Here is a 14607-nt window from a genome sequence, read left to right on the forward strand (position 1 = left end):
AGAAGAAATTCAACGAACTCCTCCTCGCCGCGGCAGCCTAACCGTTGCAACGACCACTTGACTTTCCAGGCTCCATAACGACAAGTAGTCAGCAATCGATGGGGAGAGGGGAAGCTAGGAGGCGTAGCCCTGGGGGTTGTTCTTCTGCCAGCGCCAGTGGTCCTCGCACATCTGGTCCACGGTCTTGGTGGTGGACCAGCTCAGGTCTGCCAAAGCCGAGGTGGCATCGGCCCAGAAGGCTGGAAGGTCCCCCGCACGGCGGCCGGTGATCTCGTAGGGAATGGGCCGGCCCACTGCCTTTTCAAAGGAGCGCAGGACCTCCAGGACGGAGGAACCCTTGCCGGAGCCGAGGTTCCAGCGGAAGACGCCGGTCCGGTCCGCGATGTGGTTCAGCGCGGCCACGTGGCCTTCGGCAAGGTCCACCACGTGGATGTAGTCGCGCAGGCAGGTGCCGTCCGGGGTGTCGTAGTCGCCGCCGAAGACCATGAGCTTCTCGCGCCGGCCCACGGCCACCTGGGCAATGAACGGGACAAGGTTGTTGGGAATGCCCTGCGGGTCTTCGCCGATGCGTCCTGACGGGTGGGCGCCAACCGGGTTGAAGTAGCGCAGCAGTGCTATGTGCCAGCGGGAGTCCGCGGCACCGAGGTCGGAAAGGATGTCCTCGATCTGCTCCTTGGTGCGCCCATACGGGTTGTTCGCACCGATCTCCATCTTTTCCGCATAGGGGATGGGGTTGTGTTCCCCGTAGACGGTGGCGGAGGAACTGAAGACGATGGACCGGACGTCGTGCCTGTCCATGACGCGGACCAGGTTCAGCGTGCCCACCAGGTTGTTGTAGTAGTACTTCAACGGTTCCTGCACCGACTCACCCACGGCTTTGAGGCCGGCGAAGTGGATGACGGCCTCGATGCCACGCCCGGCAAACACTTTTTCGACGGCGTCCTCGTCCACCAGGTCCACGTGGTGGAACTCTGCGGTTTTGCCGCTGAGTTCGGCCACACGCCGCAGCGACTCCTCGCTGGAGTTGATCAGGTTGTCGATGACGACCACGTCGTGGCCGGCTTCCTGCAGGGAAAGAACAGTGTGGGATCCGATGTACCCGGTGCCCCCTGTAACCAAGATTTTCATGCCTCAACGCTATCCCACGCGCAGCGTGGTCCGCCGCCATGTTCCGGATGCCGGGCGGACCGTGACAGGGCTGAGGAAGCACAAGTGTGCTAATAAGGATGGTGCCCAAAATTGTAGACGCCGATGCCCGGCGGCAGGATGTGGTCCAGGCGGTTCTCCGCATCATTGCCGTGGACGGGCTTGAGCGGGCGTCGCTGCGTGAAGTCGCGGACGAAGCCGGACTGGCGGTCGGTTCTGTCCGGCACTACTTCCAGGGCAGCGAAGAACTCCTGGAATTTACCTTCGGCACCGTGGTGGACCGCGTGGCCAGCCGGCTGCGTTCCTCCCTGCCCGCTGTGCTTGGTGCTGCTGCCGCCAGCACTGAACAGCGCGAAGCTGTCCTGGCCCTTTTGGGCGGCATGCTTCCGCTGGATGAGGAAACAGCGGTGGAGGTCTGTGCCTTGATGGCTTTCAGGAATGCTGCACGCATCAAGCCGTTCCTTGCCGCAGAGTCGGACCGGAGCCACCGGGAAGTTGCGGCCATCATGGGTGCCCTTGCCGCAACCCTGCTGCCGGAGGACGAACCGCAGGAGACCCTGGTGGTGGAAGCGGAACGGCTCCTGGCAACCCTGGATGGGCTCTGCATGCACGCCCTGCTCCAACCCGGCTGGATGACGGCGCAGATGTGCCGCGACGTGCTTGAACGGCACTTGGACGGTATCACCCGCTAAGCAGCCAAAATCCGCACTACCGCGGACTGGCAGCGGGAATAGACTGTAGCCGGGTACGCCGGGCCGGATCACGAAGCCCGGCACGGGTAGGTCGGGAAAGGACTTCGATGCAGCACGCAAGCGGTTCAGGGTGGCAGATCACCACCGACACGTCCGGGCCGATGATGATCGCTCTTTACGTCCGGGACGCAGCCGGCTTGAACGGCGTGGGGCGTCCCATGCTGTCCCATGCGTCACCCAAAGTCCGTTCGGCAGACCACACCCACCTGACTGCGGACGTTGGCGGACTGGGCGCGTTGAAGACGGAGTGGGAGGCCTGGTGGGACCAGTTGCTCAAAGCGCATCCCCACACGTCTCCGGAGCTCTCCCCGCCGGATTTTGAAGCGTTCGGCAACTCTCCGGCCCTGCAACGGGTCCTGCAGGCGCACTTCGGCTCCGCCCTCACCTGGGCCAGGGAACGCAGGAGTGAATATGCCGAACTCGAGGGACAGCGTGTGGCCAGCGGAACGGACCAGCTGGTGGGTGACATGGTGGACGACCGGCTCATGGAGGTGGGCAGGGACTCCCGGGACTTCAAACTGACGATCATCGAACTGCCGCTGGACGAGCAGCGGGCGTGGTACCTGGAGCCGGACAAGATCATCATGAGCCAGGAGCTGATGGGCCAGCCTGAGTTGTTCCGCAGCTACGTCCAGCCGGTACTCGAAATCCTGGTGTAGCTGCCCAAGGCAGGACGACGGCGGGACGTCAGGCGCCGCCGTCGCCCTGCCGTACGGTGATGCGCACCTGACCCCCGGCGGCCCCCGATGCCTGCCAGCCGTCCCCGCCGGGCCGGTCCCAGCTCCGGCCGGCCAACTCCACGTTTGTCACGGCGAGGTCCTTCGCGTTGGCCACCGCCCACTGGGCCACCGACCACGCCAATGCTCCGTCCGCGTTGACCACGATGGTGGCGCCCTCAACCTGGGCGTCCACGCCCCCGTAAGCCTGGTCCAGATCCGTCACCACCGTTGCCGGGGCCCCGCCCACGGTGGCGGACCGGAGCGTGCACTGGACGGCCGCCGGAGTCTGTCCGGTGAGCCCGGAAGCAAAGGCCCGGCCCATCTCCTCGTGCTGGGCGTATGCCTTGGGATAGGCGGACCGCTGCACCTGCTGGGCCGCGTCCGTGATGTCCAGGGTTTCGTATCCCGGGATCTTCACCAGCGCGTCATAGAAGGCGTTTGCGGCGTAGTAGGGGTCCATGATCTGGGCCTCGGATCCCCAGCCCTGGGACGGCCGCTGCTGGAAGAGCCCACGGGAGTCAGGGCCGGCCTGGTCGCCGTGGCCGATGTTGCGCAGTTTGGACTCCTGCATGGCCGTGGCCAGGGCAATGGTGGCAGCGCGCGGAGGCAGGCCCCGCCGGACGGCGGCCGCTGTGATCAGTGCTGCGTTGGCCGCCTGGTCCGGTGCCAGCTCCCCGGACCGGCCGCCGGCCGTGGCTGTGCAGCGTTCAGAAACCAAGGTTTCGGAACGCTGCACAAAGTACACCGCGGTGTAGATGCCGCCCACTGCCAGCGCGAGCGTGAGCAGGAGTACCGCCAGGCGGCGCAGGCCGCGTCTGCGCGCCACAGACAAACGTGCCACGGAAGGAGCTAGTTGGCGTGCAGGGCGTCGTTCAGTTCCACGGTCTGGCCCTTGCGGGGGAGGGCCTCCACCGCGCCCGTGGTGGAGTTGCGGCGGAACAGCAGGTTGGGCACGCCCGAGAGCTCAGCAGCCTTGACGATCCTGGTGGTGTCCTCGCCCACCTCATCCTTGGGGCCCGGAACCCGGACGCGCGTGCCGGCCGTGACGTAGAGGCCGGCCTCCACCACGGAATCATCACCGATGCTGATGCCGACGCCGGAGTTTGCCCCGAGCAGGACACGCTCGCCGATGGTGATCTTTTCCTTGCCGCCCCCTGACAGGGTGCCCATGATGGAGGCGCCACCACCGACGTCGCTGCCGTCCCCGGTCACGACGCCGGCGGAGATCCGGCCCTCCACCATGGAGGTGCCCAGGGTCCCGGCGTTGAAGTTCACGAAGCCCTCGTGCATGACGGTGGTGCCGGCGGCGAGGTGCGCGCCCAGGCGCACCCTGTCGGCGTCGGCAATCCGGACGCCGCTGGGCACCACGTAGTCCACCATGCGCGGGAACTTGTCGATCCCGTAGACGGTGACAGCGCCGCGGCGGCGCAGCTTGGCGCGCGTCAGCTCGAAGCCCTCCACGGCGGCCGGCCCGAAGTTGGTCCACACGACGTTGGGGAGCTTGCCGAAGATGCCGTCGAGGTTGATGGTGTTGGGCTGGACCAGGCGGTGCGAGAGAAGGTGCAGCCGCAGGTAGGCGTCCGCGGTGTCGGCGGGGGCTTCGTCGAGGTGGATCTGCACGAAGACCACCTTCTGCTCCGTGCCACGGTCCTGGTCTGCGCCGTTCTCAGCGATCGCGGTCAGGGCGTCATCGGCGTTTTCTACCGAGCGGAGGTCCTCGGCAGCGACGCCAAGGGCCGGTGCGGGGAACCAGACGTCCAGGACAGTTGCCTCACCGCCGGCGGTGGCGATGGTGGCCACGCCAAAGCCATAGGCGGAACGGTGGTCGGCGCTGGAAGTCAGGGTTTCGGGCACGGCGGAGGAAGCGGTCTCAGTCATGTGCCCAGTCTATCGAGGGCCGGGTGGGCGGTTCGAACTAGACTGGCTTCGTGACTGCTGAAACCGCCCCTGAATCTTCCTTGCCCACCCTTGACCTGCACCAGGACGTGGCGCTGCTGACAGCGGCACTCATGGACATCAACAGCGTGTCGGGCAATGAGAAGCAGCTCGCGGACGCCGTGGAAGCCGCTTTGCGCGGGATTCCCCAGCTGACCGTGGTCCGGGACGGGGACGCCATCGTTGCCCGCACGGAACTGGGCCGCAGCGAACGCGTCATCCTCGCCGGACACCTGGACACGGTCCCGCTGCCCTTGACGGAAGGTTCCAGGGGCACCGTCCCGTCCAGCTGGGACTCCGGCGTTCCTGGCGAAGGCATCCTATACGGCCGCGGAGCCACGGACATGAAGGGCGGCGTGGCGGTCCAACTGGCGCTGGCAGCAGGAATGTTCGACGACGGCGCCCAGCCCGGACGCGACGTCACCTTCGTGTTTTACGACCATGAGGAAGTGGAAGCGGTCAAGAGCGGACTGGGACGTTTGGTCCGCAACCACGGCCACCTCCTGCACGGAGACTTCGCCATCCTGCTGGAACCCACGGACGGCACGGTGGAAGGCGGCTGCAACGGAACCAGCCGGTTCGAGGCCAGCACTTCCGGTGAAGCCGCCCATTCCGCACGCGCCTGGATGGGCAGCAACGCCATCCACGCCGCGGCCCCCATCCTGGCGCGCCTGGCCGCCTACGAACCACGGACCATCAACGTTGACGGGCTGGACTACCGGGAGAGCCTCAATGCGGTGAAGATTAATGGCGGCACCGCGGGCAACGTGATTCCGGACCGCTGCGTGGTGGAGATCAACTACCGGTTCGCCCCGGACAAAACGCCGGACCAGGCCGAAGCCCATGTCCGGGAACTCCTGGCAGGCTTCGACGTCGTGCGCACCGATGCCGCCGCCGGCGCCCGCCCCGGCCTGCAGCACCCTGCTGCCGCCTCTTTCGTGGCCGCCGTGGGAGCCGAGCCCAAGCCCAAGTACGGCTGGACCGACGTCGCCCGTTTCAGTGAGCTGGGCATCCCGGCGGTGAACTTCGGGCCCGGTGATGCGCTGCTGGCACACAAGGACAACGAACACGTCCACGCCGATGCCATCCGTCAATGCCTCGCCGCGCTGCAAAGCTGGCTCGCCGGCTGAGCGTCTTACAACAAAAAGGTCCGGAACTTCCCGCGGGGAGTTCCGGACCTTTTCGTTGTGCAGCGTCGAACCTAGGGAGCAGCAGCTTCCAGGACGTCCGGTTCGGCCTTGGCCGTACCGCCGGCCGCCTTCTTGGAGCCGCGCCGCTCGATCCACACCGCAAGCCGTGACACCGAGATGTTGATGGCGATGTAGATGGCAGCAGCCACAAAGAAGATGGGGAACAGGTACTGGGTTCCCAGGAAGTCCGCCATGACCTGGACGGCGCGCAGCAGTTCGCCGTACGCCACGATGTAGCCCAGCGAGGTGTCCTTGAGCAGCACCACCATCTGGGCAACGAGCGAGGGCATCATGCGGCGGATGGCCTGCGGCAGCTCAATGAGCATGCGCGACTTGAAGCTGGTGAGGCCGATCGCCAGGCCGGCCTCACGCTGCCCCTTGGGGAGGGACTGGATGCCGGCCCGGATGATCTCGGCGAAGACCGCAGCGTTGTACAGCACCAGCCCGGCCACGACGGCGACGAACGCCGACGTGCCGAAGCCCAGGAGGATGAACAGCATCATCAGGACCACGGGCATGCCGCGAAGGAATTCCAGGACGACCCGCGTGGGTACCCGGATGGCTGCGGCGTCCGAAATGCGGAGGAGGCACAGCAGCAGGCCCAGCGGGAACGCGATGACAGCCGCAAGTGCCGCTGCCGACAGGGTGGACCCGAGGCCATTGCCCAGGAGGCGCCACACGTCTGCGCGGGTGAAGATCTGCCAGCGGCGTGCTTCGAAGATGCCCTGCTGGGCGAGGGTCATGACCACCCACGCCAGGAGTCCCAGAATCAGCACGCCGCCGATGATCGAGGCGATAAGGGAGACGCGGCGGGCTTTGGGGCCGGGGACGTCGTAGAGAACGGAACTCATCGGGCAATCGCCACCTTTCGTTCCACCGTGTTGGCGAGGATTCCCAGCGGAACGGTGAGGAGCAGATAGAAGAACGCCGTGCCCAGCAGGACCGTGATGACGGCGTCACCGTTGGCGTTGGCCAGCTGCCGGCCGTAGCCGAACAGTTCCAGGACGAAGAAGGCGCCGGCCACCGAGGAGTTCTTGACCAGGGCGATCAGGATATTGATCAGCGGCGGGATCACCGTCCGCAGCGCCTGGGGGAGGATGATGAGCGAGAGGACCTGGCCGAACTTCATGCCGATGCTTCGTGCTGCTTCGGCCTGGCCCACAGGCACGCTGTTGACACCGGAACGCACAGCTTCGGCGATGAACGCGGCGGTGTAGGTGCTGAGGGCGATGATGGCGGCGATCTCAAACTGCTCGAACTTGACTCCGATGCGGGGGAGTACCACCGCCGCGAAGAAGAACGCGATGGTCAGCGGCGTATTGCGGAGAACCTCCACGTAGACGGTGCTGAAACCGCGCAGTGCCGCGACGGGGGAGACGCGTGCCGCGGCAAGCAGTGTGCCAAGGATCAACGCGAAAATGCCGGAGACGACGGAGAGAAAAAGAGTGCGGAGAAAACCTTCCCAGTACAGGGGCAGGTTTTCAATGATGACGTCCATAAGATCCTTCGGCTGTAAGCGTGGACGGATTAAAGGCTGTGCCGCCGGGGCTGCTGAACAGCCCCGGCGGCGCGGCGGACGCTACTTAGTAACGGTTGATGGCCGGGAGGCTGGGGGCGGTCTTGATGACCGAACCTGCAGTGGCTTCCCAGGCCTTCTTGTAGGAGCCGTCCTTTTCGAAGGATTCGAGCTGGTCGTTGATCCAGTTGCGGAACTCGGTGTCGCCCTTCTTCAGGCCGATGCCGTAAGGCTCCTTGGTGAAGGTCTCGTCAGAGGCGAGCTTGAAAGCGTCCGGCTCCTTGTCAACGAAACCGGCGAGGATCACGTTGTCAGTGGTCACGGCTTCAACCTGCTTGTTGCGCAGGGGCTCAAGGCAGGCGGAGTACGTGGCGGCCGGGACCAGTTCGGCGCCGTACTTGTCCACGATGGTGGCGGCCGGGGTGGAGCCGGTGACGGAGCAGACCTTCTTGCCCTTGACGTCCTCGGGCTTCTTGATGGAGTCGTTGTCCTTGTTCACCATGAGGGCCTGGCCGGCTTCGTAGTACGGGCCGGCGAAGTCGACAACCTGCTTGCGCTTGTCGCTGATGGTGTACGTGGCGATGACCAGGTCAACCTTGCCCTGCTCGATGAAGGGCTCGCGGTTGGCGGATACGGTCTCGGACCATTCGATCTTGTCAGCGGGGATGCCCAGCTTGGCGGCGATCAGCTTGCCCATTTCAACGTCGAAACCTACGGGCTTGCCGTCCAGGCCCACCTGGCCGAACAGCGGCTGGTCGAACTTGGTGCCGATCTTGATGGAGCCGGCGGAGGACAGCTTGGCCATGGTGGTTCCGGCGGCGAACGACGGCTTCTCCACCGGGCTCGGGTTGCTGGAGCCGCCGGTGTCGCCGCCGCCGCAGGCGCTGAGCGACAGTGCGAGGGCGGCGGTAGCCGCCACGACGAAGGACTTTCGCCGGGACATAAATGCCTTCATGACATTCCTTTCATTGGTGGCCGCGGGTTCCGGCCTGGATGCGAACTGAAGTGTGGTTGTTCGGTAAGTCAGTGGGTGAGGAGCTTGGACAGGAAGTCCTTGGCCCGGTCACTCTTCGGGTTGGTGAAGAACTCCTCCGGGGTGGCGTCCTCCACAATTTGGCCATCCGCCATGAAGACCACGCGGTCCGCCGCCTTGCGGGCGAAGCCCATCTCGTGCGTGACCACGATCATGGTCATGCCTTCCTTGGCGAGCTGGACCATGACGTCCAGGACCTCGTTGATCATTTCGGGGTCCAGGGCGGAGGTGGGCTCATCGAACAGCATGACCTTCGGCTTCATCGCCAAGGCACGTGCAATCGCAACGCGCTGCTGCTGGCCGCCCGAGAGCTGGGCCGGCAGCTTGGGGGCCTGGTGGCCCACGCCCACCCGTTCCAGGAGCGCCATGGCGTCCTTTTCCGCCGCACCCTTGGAAACACCCTTGACCTTGATCGGTCCGAGGGTCACGTTTTCAAGGATGGTTTTGTGCGCGAACAGGTTGAACGACTGGAAGACCATTCCGACGTCGGCGCGGAGCTGTGCAAGCTCCTTGCCTTCCTCGGGCAGGACTTTCCCGTCGATGCTGATGGTTCCGCCCTCGATGGTTTCCAGGCGGTTGATGGCCCGGCAGAGGGTGGACTTACCGGAGCCCGAGGGCCCGATGACCACAACAACCTCGCCCTTGCGGACCTGCAGGTTGATGTCCTTCAAAACGTGCAGCTGGCCGTAATGCTTATTAACGGCGTTCAGGGAGACGAGAGCATCGCCGGGCACATGAGTAGTCATAGGAATGAATCTAGCGAACAACGGTGCGTTATGACGCCAATCACCCCAAGTTCATGCCGATCGTGATTCAAGAGATACCTGGAGTTGGAGGTTAGCCTAGGGGAATGAGCACCAATGCAGATCCGGCCAAGAATTCCCAGCCACGCCGTAAGGGGCCACTCGAGTTGCGCCGCAAGCAGGCGGCCGTGGACATGTCGGACCAGCACCTTCTTGATACCAAGGGCCCCGGCCAGTTCGTGCACACCGATCCCTGGCGGGTCCTGCGGATCCAGAGCGAATTCGTGGAAGGCTTCGGCGCCCTGGCGGATATTGGAAAAGCGGTCAGCGTCTTCGGTTCAGCCCGCACCAAGCCCGGAAGCCTGTACTACGAGATGGGCGTCGAGGTGGGGCGCAAGCTGGCCGAAGCCGGAGTCGCCGTGATCACCGGCGGCGGTCCGGGATCCATGGAAGCGGCCAACCGTGGCACGGTGGAAGGCAACGGGGTCTCGGTGGGCCTTGGCATCGAACTGCCGTTCGAGCAGGGCCTGAACCAGTGGGTGGACCTGGGTATCAACTTCCGCTACTTCTTCGCCCGCAAGACCATGTTCGTCAAATACGCCCAGGGTTTCATCGTGCTGCCCGGCGGCTTGGGCACCCTGGACGAGCTGTTCGAGGCCATGGTCCTGGTGCAGACCCGGAAGGTGACGTCGTTCCCCATCGTCCTCCTCGGCGTCGACTTCTGGGGGCCGATGATCGAGTGGATCCGGGGCACCCTGGTGGCCGAGGGCATGGTCTCCGAGAAGGACCTGGACCTCATCCAGCTGGTTGACGACCCCGCAGAAGCCGTGGACCGGGTCCTCCACGTTGCAGTGACCCCCTCGCTCAACGGGGAGCAGCGGCCGGAGTAGCCGTGGGCCGCTGTTGTGTCCACGCGTCTGGCACGATGGGTCCGTGAGTTTCTTTCTGGTTTTCCTCGCCGTCGTCCTGGTGGCCGCGGTTCTTTGGGCCGGCCTGGGCCGGCGCACCCGCAACCAGGGCCGGGCGGCGGTGATCCCTGGCCTGACGGACGGGTTCGAAGAACCGCCGGCCAACCTTCCGCCGGTGCTCCTTCCGGAGCGTGCCGTTCCGGAGGACATTACGCGGATCCGCTTTTCGCTGGGGCTGCGCGGCTACCGGATGGACCAGGTGGACCAGGTCCTTGACGAATTGCGGGACCAACTCGCCGCCCGGGACGCGGAACTGGCGGATCTGCGCGGGCGGCTGGCCGCCGGCGAACAGCAGCAGGGGAAGGCGTACGACGACGACGCCCCGGTCCCAGCGCCGCCCGCCGCCCTGGAAGGGCCTGGCAGCGGGGAGGCCGGAGACCTTGCCGTCCACGGTGACGCTGTCCCGGGGACGGGCGGCCTGTGAGCACGGTGGCCCGCCGCAGCCCGCTGGCCACTGCCGGCACCCTGGCGCGCCGGGCAGCGTCGGCCGTGCAGGGCTGGCCGTGGTGGCTCCAGGTCACCGCACTCTATGGCAGCTCCCGGCTTGTCACGGCCTGTATCTTCATGGCCGCCGCGCTCCACCAGGGGCCCAACCCCTGGTTCCCGCCAAAGCCGGACTACTGGAACTTCATCAATATCTGGGATGCCCGCTGGTACGGCCAGGTCATCGCCCACGGCTACCCCTCCGTGCTTCCCACGGATGCCGCCGGCAATGTCCAGGAAAATACCTGGGCTTTCTACCCGCTGTTCCCCGCGCTGGCCGGCGGCCTCAGCCGCCTCACCGGCCTTGCCCCGGCCGCCTCGCTCACCCTGATCGCCATGCTGGCAGGATGGGGTGCCGCACTGGCGGTGTATGCACTCTTCCGGCAGAAGGCTCCGCACGCAGCCGCCATGTGGGGTGTGGCGTTCTTCGCGGCGTTCCCCGTCTCCGCGGTGCTGCAGGTGCCCTACGCCGAGCCGCTGTCCCTCCTCCTGCTCGCCGGCGCGCTGCTCCTTGTCGTCCGGCGCCGGTACTTGCTGGCCGCCCCCGTGGTGGTCCTGCTGTGCTTTTCCCGGCCTGTCGGGGTTCCCTTCGCGGCCATGTTGGGCCTGCTGCTGATCGTCCACGCGGCCGCCTACATCCGCCGCGGACGGCAGGTCAGCGCACCCGGGGACGCCCACCAGGCCAAGGACCTGGCGGCGCTCACCGGGCTCACCGCCGTCGCGGGCGTCTCTGCCCTCGCCTGGCCTGCTGCTGCCTGGGTCGCAACGGGGGACCCGCAGGCGTACACCAAAACCGAAACTGTCTGGCGGGGCCACGACCTGGTGCCGTTCAAGCCGTGGTTCGATACCGGCGTCGACCTCTTCGGCCCCGTGCTGGGCGTCCTGGCGCCCCCTGTATTCGAGGTGCTCTTCGGCGCCCTGCTCTTCCTGCCTCCGGTGGTCCGGCTCGGAGCCGAACTGCGGCTCTGGTGCGCCTGCTACATGGTGTACCTGCTGGCGTTCCTCCACCCCCAGACCAGCACCTTCAGGATGCTGCTCCCACTGTTCCCGCTGGCTTTGGGCGCAGTATTCCTTTCCCGGTCCCGGGCCTACCGGGGAACGGTGGTGGCCATGTTCCTGCTGCTGCAGATCGTCTGGGTCGTGTGGCTGTGGGCCTGGGCGCAGCTGCCCAGCGGAGGCGATTATCCGCCCTAGGAAAAGAGGCTTTCGTGCAGGTCAGGCCGCAAATGACACGTTCAGGGAAATGTCCATCGATTAGCTACGTACGGGTAATTCCGGGATAATGATAGGTAAGCAAGGACAAAAGCATTCAGAAAACGTGCAGCATGGGCGGTGGTCCAACCACCCCGCCGCAGCGGCCTGATCGACATGCGGACACAGCCCGCCCGGGCTGATTAGTCCTGGGACAAAATGGAGGGGAATTCCTCATGGCGGCTATGAAACCACGCACCGGCGACGGCCCAATGGAAGTCACCAAGGAGGGCCGCAGCCTGATCATGCGGGTCCCGCTCGAAGGCGGCGGGCGCCTGGTGGTCGAATTGAACGCGGCCGAGGCAGCGAACCTCAAGGAATGCCTGGTGGGCGTTACCGAATAGTCGTGCCGGTCAGGGCGCGCGGCCCGCGGGCTGCGCGCCCTGACCTATAAACGGTGGCTATTTTTTGACGGCCACCAGCAGGCCATCACCGGTGGGGAGCATTGCCGACGCCAGCCTGTCGTCGTCACGGATTGCCTTGCCGACCTGGCGCAGCGTCACCGTGTTGGGCTCCCGGCCCGCAGGGTTGGCCACTTTGTCCTTGTCCAGGGCGTCATTAATGACCAGCAGGCCCGAGCGCTTCAGCAGCCGGATGGCTTGTTCCACATAACCGGGGAGTCCGGGCTTGTCCGCATCGATAAAGACGAGGTCATAGGCGCCGTCAGTGAGCCGCGGGAGGACATCGCCCGCGCGGCCGGAAATGGTGCGTGTCCGGTTGGCGGGGCTGCCCGCCTCGCCGAAGGCTTCGCGGGCAGCGCGCAGGTGCTCCACGTCCACGTCGATGGTGGTCAGCACAGCGTTGGGGCCGAGGCCGCGCAGCAGGCAAACCCCGGAGACGCCGGCGCCGGTGCCGATCTCCACTGCGGTCTGGGCTTTGGAAGCTGCCGCCAGCACCGTCAGGACGGCGCCCACGCCGGGACTGATGGCGCTGACGCCCAATTCAAAGGAACGTTCCCGGGCCCGCAGCATAACCTCATCCTCAGCGGGCAGATCTTCTGCATAGGACCAGCTGCTGGACTTGTCGGCGCTCATGGATAATCGCTTTCTGGGCATAAAGGGGGAATGTCTCTCCAAGCCTACTGTGTTTGGCCATCCCGGGCAGGAAAAAAGACGTTGCGCCGACGGCTGAAGTGACCTGCCAATCAGGAAATTCCCAGCCAAGTTTGAAATGATTGATATCCGCTCATCCAAAAGGTGACCGGCGCCGAATCAGAGATGTCAACAGTATCCGGGCGTTAGCATTCCACGAGGGGAGTGGACGATGTCATCTTCAGTTGTGGCACCTGTCCCTGCAGTAAACAATCCCGACGATGAGTGGGTCCGTCCCACCTGGGAAGAAGTGGTGACCAACCACTCCGCCAAGGTGTATCGGCTGGCCTACCGCCTCACCGGCAACAAGTTCGACGCCGAAGACCTCACCCAGGAGGTCTTTGTCCGCGTGTTCCGTTCGCTGGAGAACTTCAAGCCGGGCACCCTCGATGGCTGGCTGCACCGCATCACCACCAACCTGTTCCTGGACCAGGCCCGGCGGAAGACACGCATCCGGTTCGACGCCCTCGCGGAGGACGCAGAGTCCCGTCTGCCGGGCCGCGAGCCGGGTCCCGAACAGAGCTTCGAACTGAACAACCTGGACCTGGACGTCCAGGCCGCGCTGGAGGAACTGCCGCCGGACTTCCGGGCGGCCGTGGTCCTCTGCGACCTTGAAGGACTTTCCTACGATGAAGTCGCCGAGGCCCTGGGCGTAAAGCTGGGAACCGTCCGTTCGCGCATCCACCGTGGCCGGACCATGCTCCGCGAAAAGTTGGCCCACCGGGATCCGCGCCCGCAGCAGTCCCGCCGCAAACTGTCCATGCCGCGCATTGCCGGCATCCTCTGATCGGCATATGAGGACCCAGTTTCCTTTCGGCGGCAGGCATCAGCGCACCGGCAGCCACCTTGAGGCCTGCCAGGAGTGTGCTGCCGCCGTGCGGCGCGAACGGCAGTACCTTGAACGCCTCCGGGACGCCCCCATTCCACCCGCCAGCCAGGACCTGACGGCGAGGCTGCTGGAGCGCACCCATGAACTTGCAGCCCAACCCCCGGCATCGGCGCAGGCGAACCACGGCATCACGTCACGCGTGGCGGCCCGGGCGCTGGCGCTTACCGCCGGTGGAACCATGGCAGCGGCAGGAGTACTGGCAGTCGGGGCCTTCACAGCAGCAGGGGACCCCAGTAACGGCGAATCAGCGGGAATGGAAGCGGCCTTCTCGCACGTCTCGTCGCAGACCCCCGCTGACGGCCGGACCCTGAGCGCCGCTCAGCTGGCCACCCTGCGGTCCGAAGGCTGGGCCTGCCCGGAACTTCAAGACTTGGGATTCCACGTGGAAAGGGCCCGGGCGCTGGTGGTTGACGGAGAGCCTGCCGTGGAGCTGCGGCTTTCCGACGGCGTCCACCAGGCCATCGTCACGGAACAGCACCCCGTCGCGGAACACCACCCTGTCACGGACCAACCAGCCAACCGGGCTCCTGCGGTCCCGGGGACGGCAGCCGGCGGCAATCCCGCAGGCCAGGACGATGCGCAGGCACCGGGAGGCTCCATGTGGTCGGCAACCTACCGAGCCGCGGGCCTCACCATCACCTACCGCTCCGACCTGCCCGCCGGACAGGCCGACGACGCCATGCCCATCCTTAGGCGGCTTGCCGATTCCGCCGCTGAGGGGATCGCAGCCGCTGTTCCGGAGCGCCCGGACGCGCAGGCTGCCGAACCCCTGGATGCACGGCTGGAGCGTGGAATCACCAAGATCGCGGCCATGTTCACCCAATGACACGGACTGTTTACCCGCCCTCCGGGTGGGAATCGTCACTCTCAGCCCGGAGAGGGTAATCTTCC

Annotated in this window: 17 protein-coding genes; 9 read left to right on the forward strand and 8 right to left on the reverse strand. The window is 65.7% G+C overall.

Features of this window, described 5'->3' with window-relative positions; translation table 11 throughout:
- Nucleotides 1–114: 114 nt before the first annotated feature.
- A complete protein-coding gene (gene galE, locus HNO81_RS01875; protein WP_175316454.1) occupies nucleotides 115–1128 on the reverse strand; it encodes a UDP-glucose 4-epimerase GalE in 1014 nt (337 codons plus the stop codon).
- A 101-nt stretch (nucleotides 1129–1229) separates the two neighbouring features.
- On the opposite strand from galE, the gene HNO81_RS01880 reads away from it, so the two are divergent.
- Together HNO81_RS01880 and HNO81_RS01885 are read left to right on the forward strand one after the other, a co-directional pair.
- Nucleotides 1230–1838 carry a TetR/AcrR family transcriptional regulator gene (locus HNO81_RS01880; protein WP_175316455.1) on the forward strand — a complete coding sequence of 203 codons (609 nt, stop codon included), beginning with the start codon at nucleotides 1230–1232 and terminating at the stop codon, nucleotides 1836–1838.
- A 107-nt stretch (nucleotides 1839–1945) separates the two neighbouring features.
- Entirely contained in the window at nucleotides 1946–2557 is a 612-nt protein-coding gene (locus HNO81_RS01885) for a hypothetical protein (protein WP_175316456.1), read from the forward strand.
- Nucleotides 2558–2585: 28 nt separating this feature from the next.
- Here HNO81_RS01885 and HNO81_RS01890 read toward each other — a convergent pair whose 3' ends face one another.
- The gene (locus tag HNO81_RS01890) at nucleotides 2586–3443 is read right to left on the reverse strand and encodes a hypothetical protein (protein WP_175316736.1); all 858 of its coding nucleotides are present in this window, start codon (nucleotides 3441–3443) and stop codon (nucleotides 2586–2588) included.
- A gap of 23 nt (nucleotides 3444–3466) precedes the next feature.
- Entirely contained in the window at nucleotides 3467–4495 is a 1029-nt protein-coding gene (gene dapD, locus HNO81_RS01895) for a 2,3,4,5-tetrahydropyridine-2,6-dicarboxylate N-succinyltransferase (protein ID WP_175316457.1), read from the reverse strand.
- Nucleotides 4496–4545: 50 nt separating this feature from the next.
- Between dapD and dapE the strand changes: the two genes are divergently transcribed.
- Complete coding sequence (dapE, locus tag HNO81_RS01900) at nucleotides 4546–5682, forward strand: succinyl-diaminopimelate desuccinylase (protein WP_175316458.1); 1137 nt, start codon at nucleotides 4546–4548, stop codon at nucleotides 5680–5682.
- 71 nt (nucleotides 5683–5753) lie between these two features.
- Here dapE and HNO81_RS01905 read toward each other — a convergent pair whose 3' ends face one another.
- The 4 genes from HNO81_RS01905 to HNO81_RS01920 form a co-directional block, all read right to left on the reverse strand.
- Nucleotides 5754–6593: an amino acid ABC transporter permease gene (locus tag HNO81_RS01905; RefSeq protein ID WP_175316459.1), complete on the reverse strand. Its 840-nt coding sequence runs from the start codon at nucleotides 6591–6593 to the stop codon at nucleotides 5754–5756.
- Nucleotides 6590–7240 carry an amino acid ABC transporter permease gene (locus tag HNO81_RS01910; protein WP_175316460.1) on the reverse strand — a complete coding sequence of 217 codons (651 nt, stop codon included), beginning with the start codon at nucleotides 7238–7240 and terminating at the stop codon, nucleotides 6590–6592. The genes HNO81_RS01905 and HNO81_RS01910 overlap by 4 nt, the downstream gene beginning before the upstream one ends.
- Before the next feature lie 85 nt (nucleotides 7241–7325).
- A complete protein-coding gene (locus HNO81_RS01915; RefSeq protein ID WP_175316461.1) occupies nucleotides 7326–8213 on the reverse strand; it encodes a glutamate ABC transporter substrate-binding protein in 888 nt (295 codons plus the stop codon).
- Between the two features lie 68 nt (nucleotides 8214–8281).
- Nucleotides 8282–9037, reverse strand: coding sequence for an amino acid ABC transporter ATP-binding protein (locus tag HNO81_RS01920; protein WP_175316462.1), 756 nt, complete (start codon nucleotides 9035–9037; stop codon nucleotides 8282–8284).
- A gap of 104 nt (nucleotides 9038–9141) precedes the next feature.
- Here HNO81_RS01920 and HNO81_RS01925 point away from each other — a divergent pair, with 104 nt between their 5' ends.
- The 4 genes from HNO81_RS01925 (at nucleotide 9142) to HNO81_RS01940 (ending at nucleotide 12080) form a co-directional block, all read left to right on the forward strand.
- Nucleotides 9142–9924 carry a TIGR00730 family Rossman fold protein gene (locus HNO81_RS01925; RefSeq protein WP_175316463.1) on the forward strand — a complete coding sequence of 261 codons (783 nt, stop codon included), beginning with the start codon at nucleotides 9142–9144 and terminating at the stop codon, nucleotides 9922–9924.
- Nucleotides 9925–9967: 43 nt separating this feature from the next.
- Nucleotides 9968–10426 (forward strand): DivIVA domain-containing protein, encoded by a 459-nt coding sequence (locus HNO81_RS01930; protein WP_175316464.1) that lies wholly within the window; start codon nucleotides 9968–9970, stop codon nucleotides 10424–10426.
- Nucleotides 10423–11679: a hypothetical protein gene (locus HNO81_RS01935; RefSeq protein WP_175316465.1), complete on the forward strand. Its 1257-nt coding sequence runs from the start codon at nucleotides 10423–10425 to the stop codon at nucleotides 11677–11679. The genes HNO81_RS01930 and HNO81_RS01935 overlap by 4 nt, the downstream gene beginning before the upstream one ends.
- A gap of 233 nt (nucleotides 11680–11912) precedes the next feature.
- Entirely contained in the window at nucleotides 11913–12080 is a 168-nt protein-coding gene (locus HNO81_RS01940; RefSeq protein WP_009357720.1) for a DUF3117 domain-containing protein, read from the forward strand.
- A gap of 57 nt (nucleotides 12081–12137) precedes the next feature.
- Here the strand turns inward: HNO81_RS01940 and HNO81_RS01945 are convergent, their stop codons facing one another.
- Entirely contained in the window at nucleotides 12138–12770 is a 633-nt protein-coding gene (locus HNO81_RS01945; RefSeq protein WP_175316466.1) for an O-methyltransferase, read from the reverse strand.
- Nucleotides 12771–12999: 229 nt separating this feature from the next.
- Here HNO81_RS01945 and sigE point away from each other — a divergent pair, with 229 nt between their 5' ends.
- Both sigE and HNO81_RS01955 read left to right on the forward strand, forming a co-directional pair.
- The gene (sigE, locus tag HNO81_RS01950) at nucleotides 13000–13614 is read left to right on the forward strand and encodes an RNA polymerase sigma factor SigE (RefSeq protein ID WP_159631489.1); all 615 of its coding nucleotides are present in this window, start codon (nucleotides 13000–13002) and stop codon (nucleotides 13612–13614) included.
- Nucleotides 13615–13621: 7 nt separating this feature from the next.
- Entirely contained in the window at nucleotides 13622–14542 is a 921-nt protein-coding gene (locus tag HNO81_RS01955) for an anti-sigma factor (RefSeq protein WP_175316467.1), read from the forward strand.
- Nucleotides 14543–14607 lie beyond the last annotated feature (65 nt).

Source organism: Pseudarthrobacter sp. C4D7 (assembly GCF_013359725.1).
In the GTDB taxonomy this organism is placed as follows: domain Bacteria; phylum Actinomycetota; class Actinomycetes; order Actinomycetales; family Micrococcaceae; genus Arthrobacter.

What these genes read in the sequence shown, in the direction of transcription:
- HNO81_RS01925 (WP_175316463.1), top strand. Translation starts at nt 9,142, where the DNA reads ATGAGCACCAATGCAGATCCGGCCAAGAATTCCCAGCCACGCCGTAAG.
- sigE (WP_159631489.1), top strand. Translation starts at nt 13,000, where the DNA reads ATGTCATCTTCAGTTGTGGCACCTGTCCCTGCAGTAAACAATCCCGAC.
- HNO81_RS01955 (WP_175316467.1), top strand. Translation starts at nt 13,622, where the DNA reads ATGAGGACCCAGTTTCCTTTCGGCGGCAGGCATCAGCGCACCGGCAGC.
- HNO81_RS01905 (WP_175316459.1), bottom strand. Translation starts at nt 6,593, where the DNA reads ATGAGTTCCGTTCTCTACGACGTCCCCGGCCCCAAAGCCCGCCGCGTC.
- HNO81_RS01910 (WP_175316460.1), bottom strand. Translation starts at nt 7,240, where the DNA reads ATGGACGTCATCATTGAAAACCTGCCCCTGTACTGGGAAGGTTTTCTC.
- dapD (WP_175316457.1), bottom strand. Translation starts at nt 4,495, where the DNA reads ATGACTGAGACCGCTTCCTCCGCCGTGCCCGAAACCCTGACTTCCAGC.
- HNO81_RS01885 (WP_175316456.1), top strand. Translation starts at nt 1,946, where the DNA reads ATGCAGCACGCAAGCGGTTCAGGGTGGCAGATCACCACCGACACGTCC.
- galE (WP_175316454.1), bottom strand. Translation starts at nt 1,128, where the DNA reads ATGAAAATCTTGGTTACAGGGGGCACCGGGTACATCGGATCCCACACT.
- HNO81_RS01940 (WP_009357720.1), top strand. Translation starts at nt 11,913, where the DNA reads ATGGCGGCTATGAAACCACGCACCGGCGACGGCCCAATGGAAGTCACC.
- HNO81_RS01915 (WP_175316461.1), bottom strand. Translation starts at nt 8,213, where the DNA reads ATGAAGGCATTTATGTCCCGGCGAAAGTCCTTCGTCGTGGCGGCTACC.
- HNO81_RS01920 (WP_175316462.1), bottom strand. Translation starts at nt 9,037, where the DNA reads ATGACTACTCATGTGCCCGGCGATGCTCTCGTCTCCCTGAACGCCGTT.
- HNO81_RS01945 (WP_175316466.1), bottom strand. Translation starts at nt 12,770, where the DNA reads ATGAGCGCCGACAAGTCCAGCAGCTGGTCCTATGCAGAAGATCTGCCC.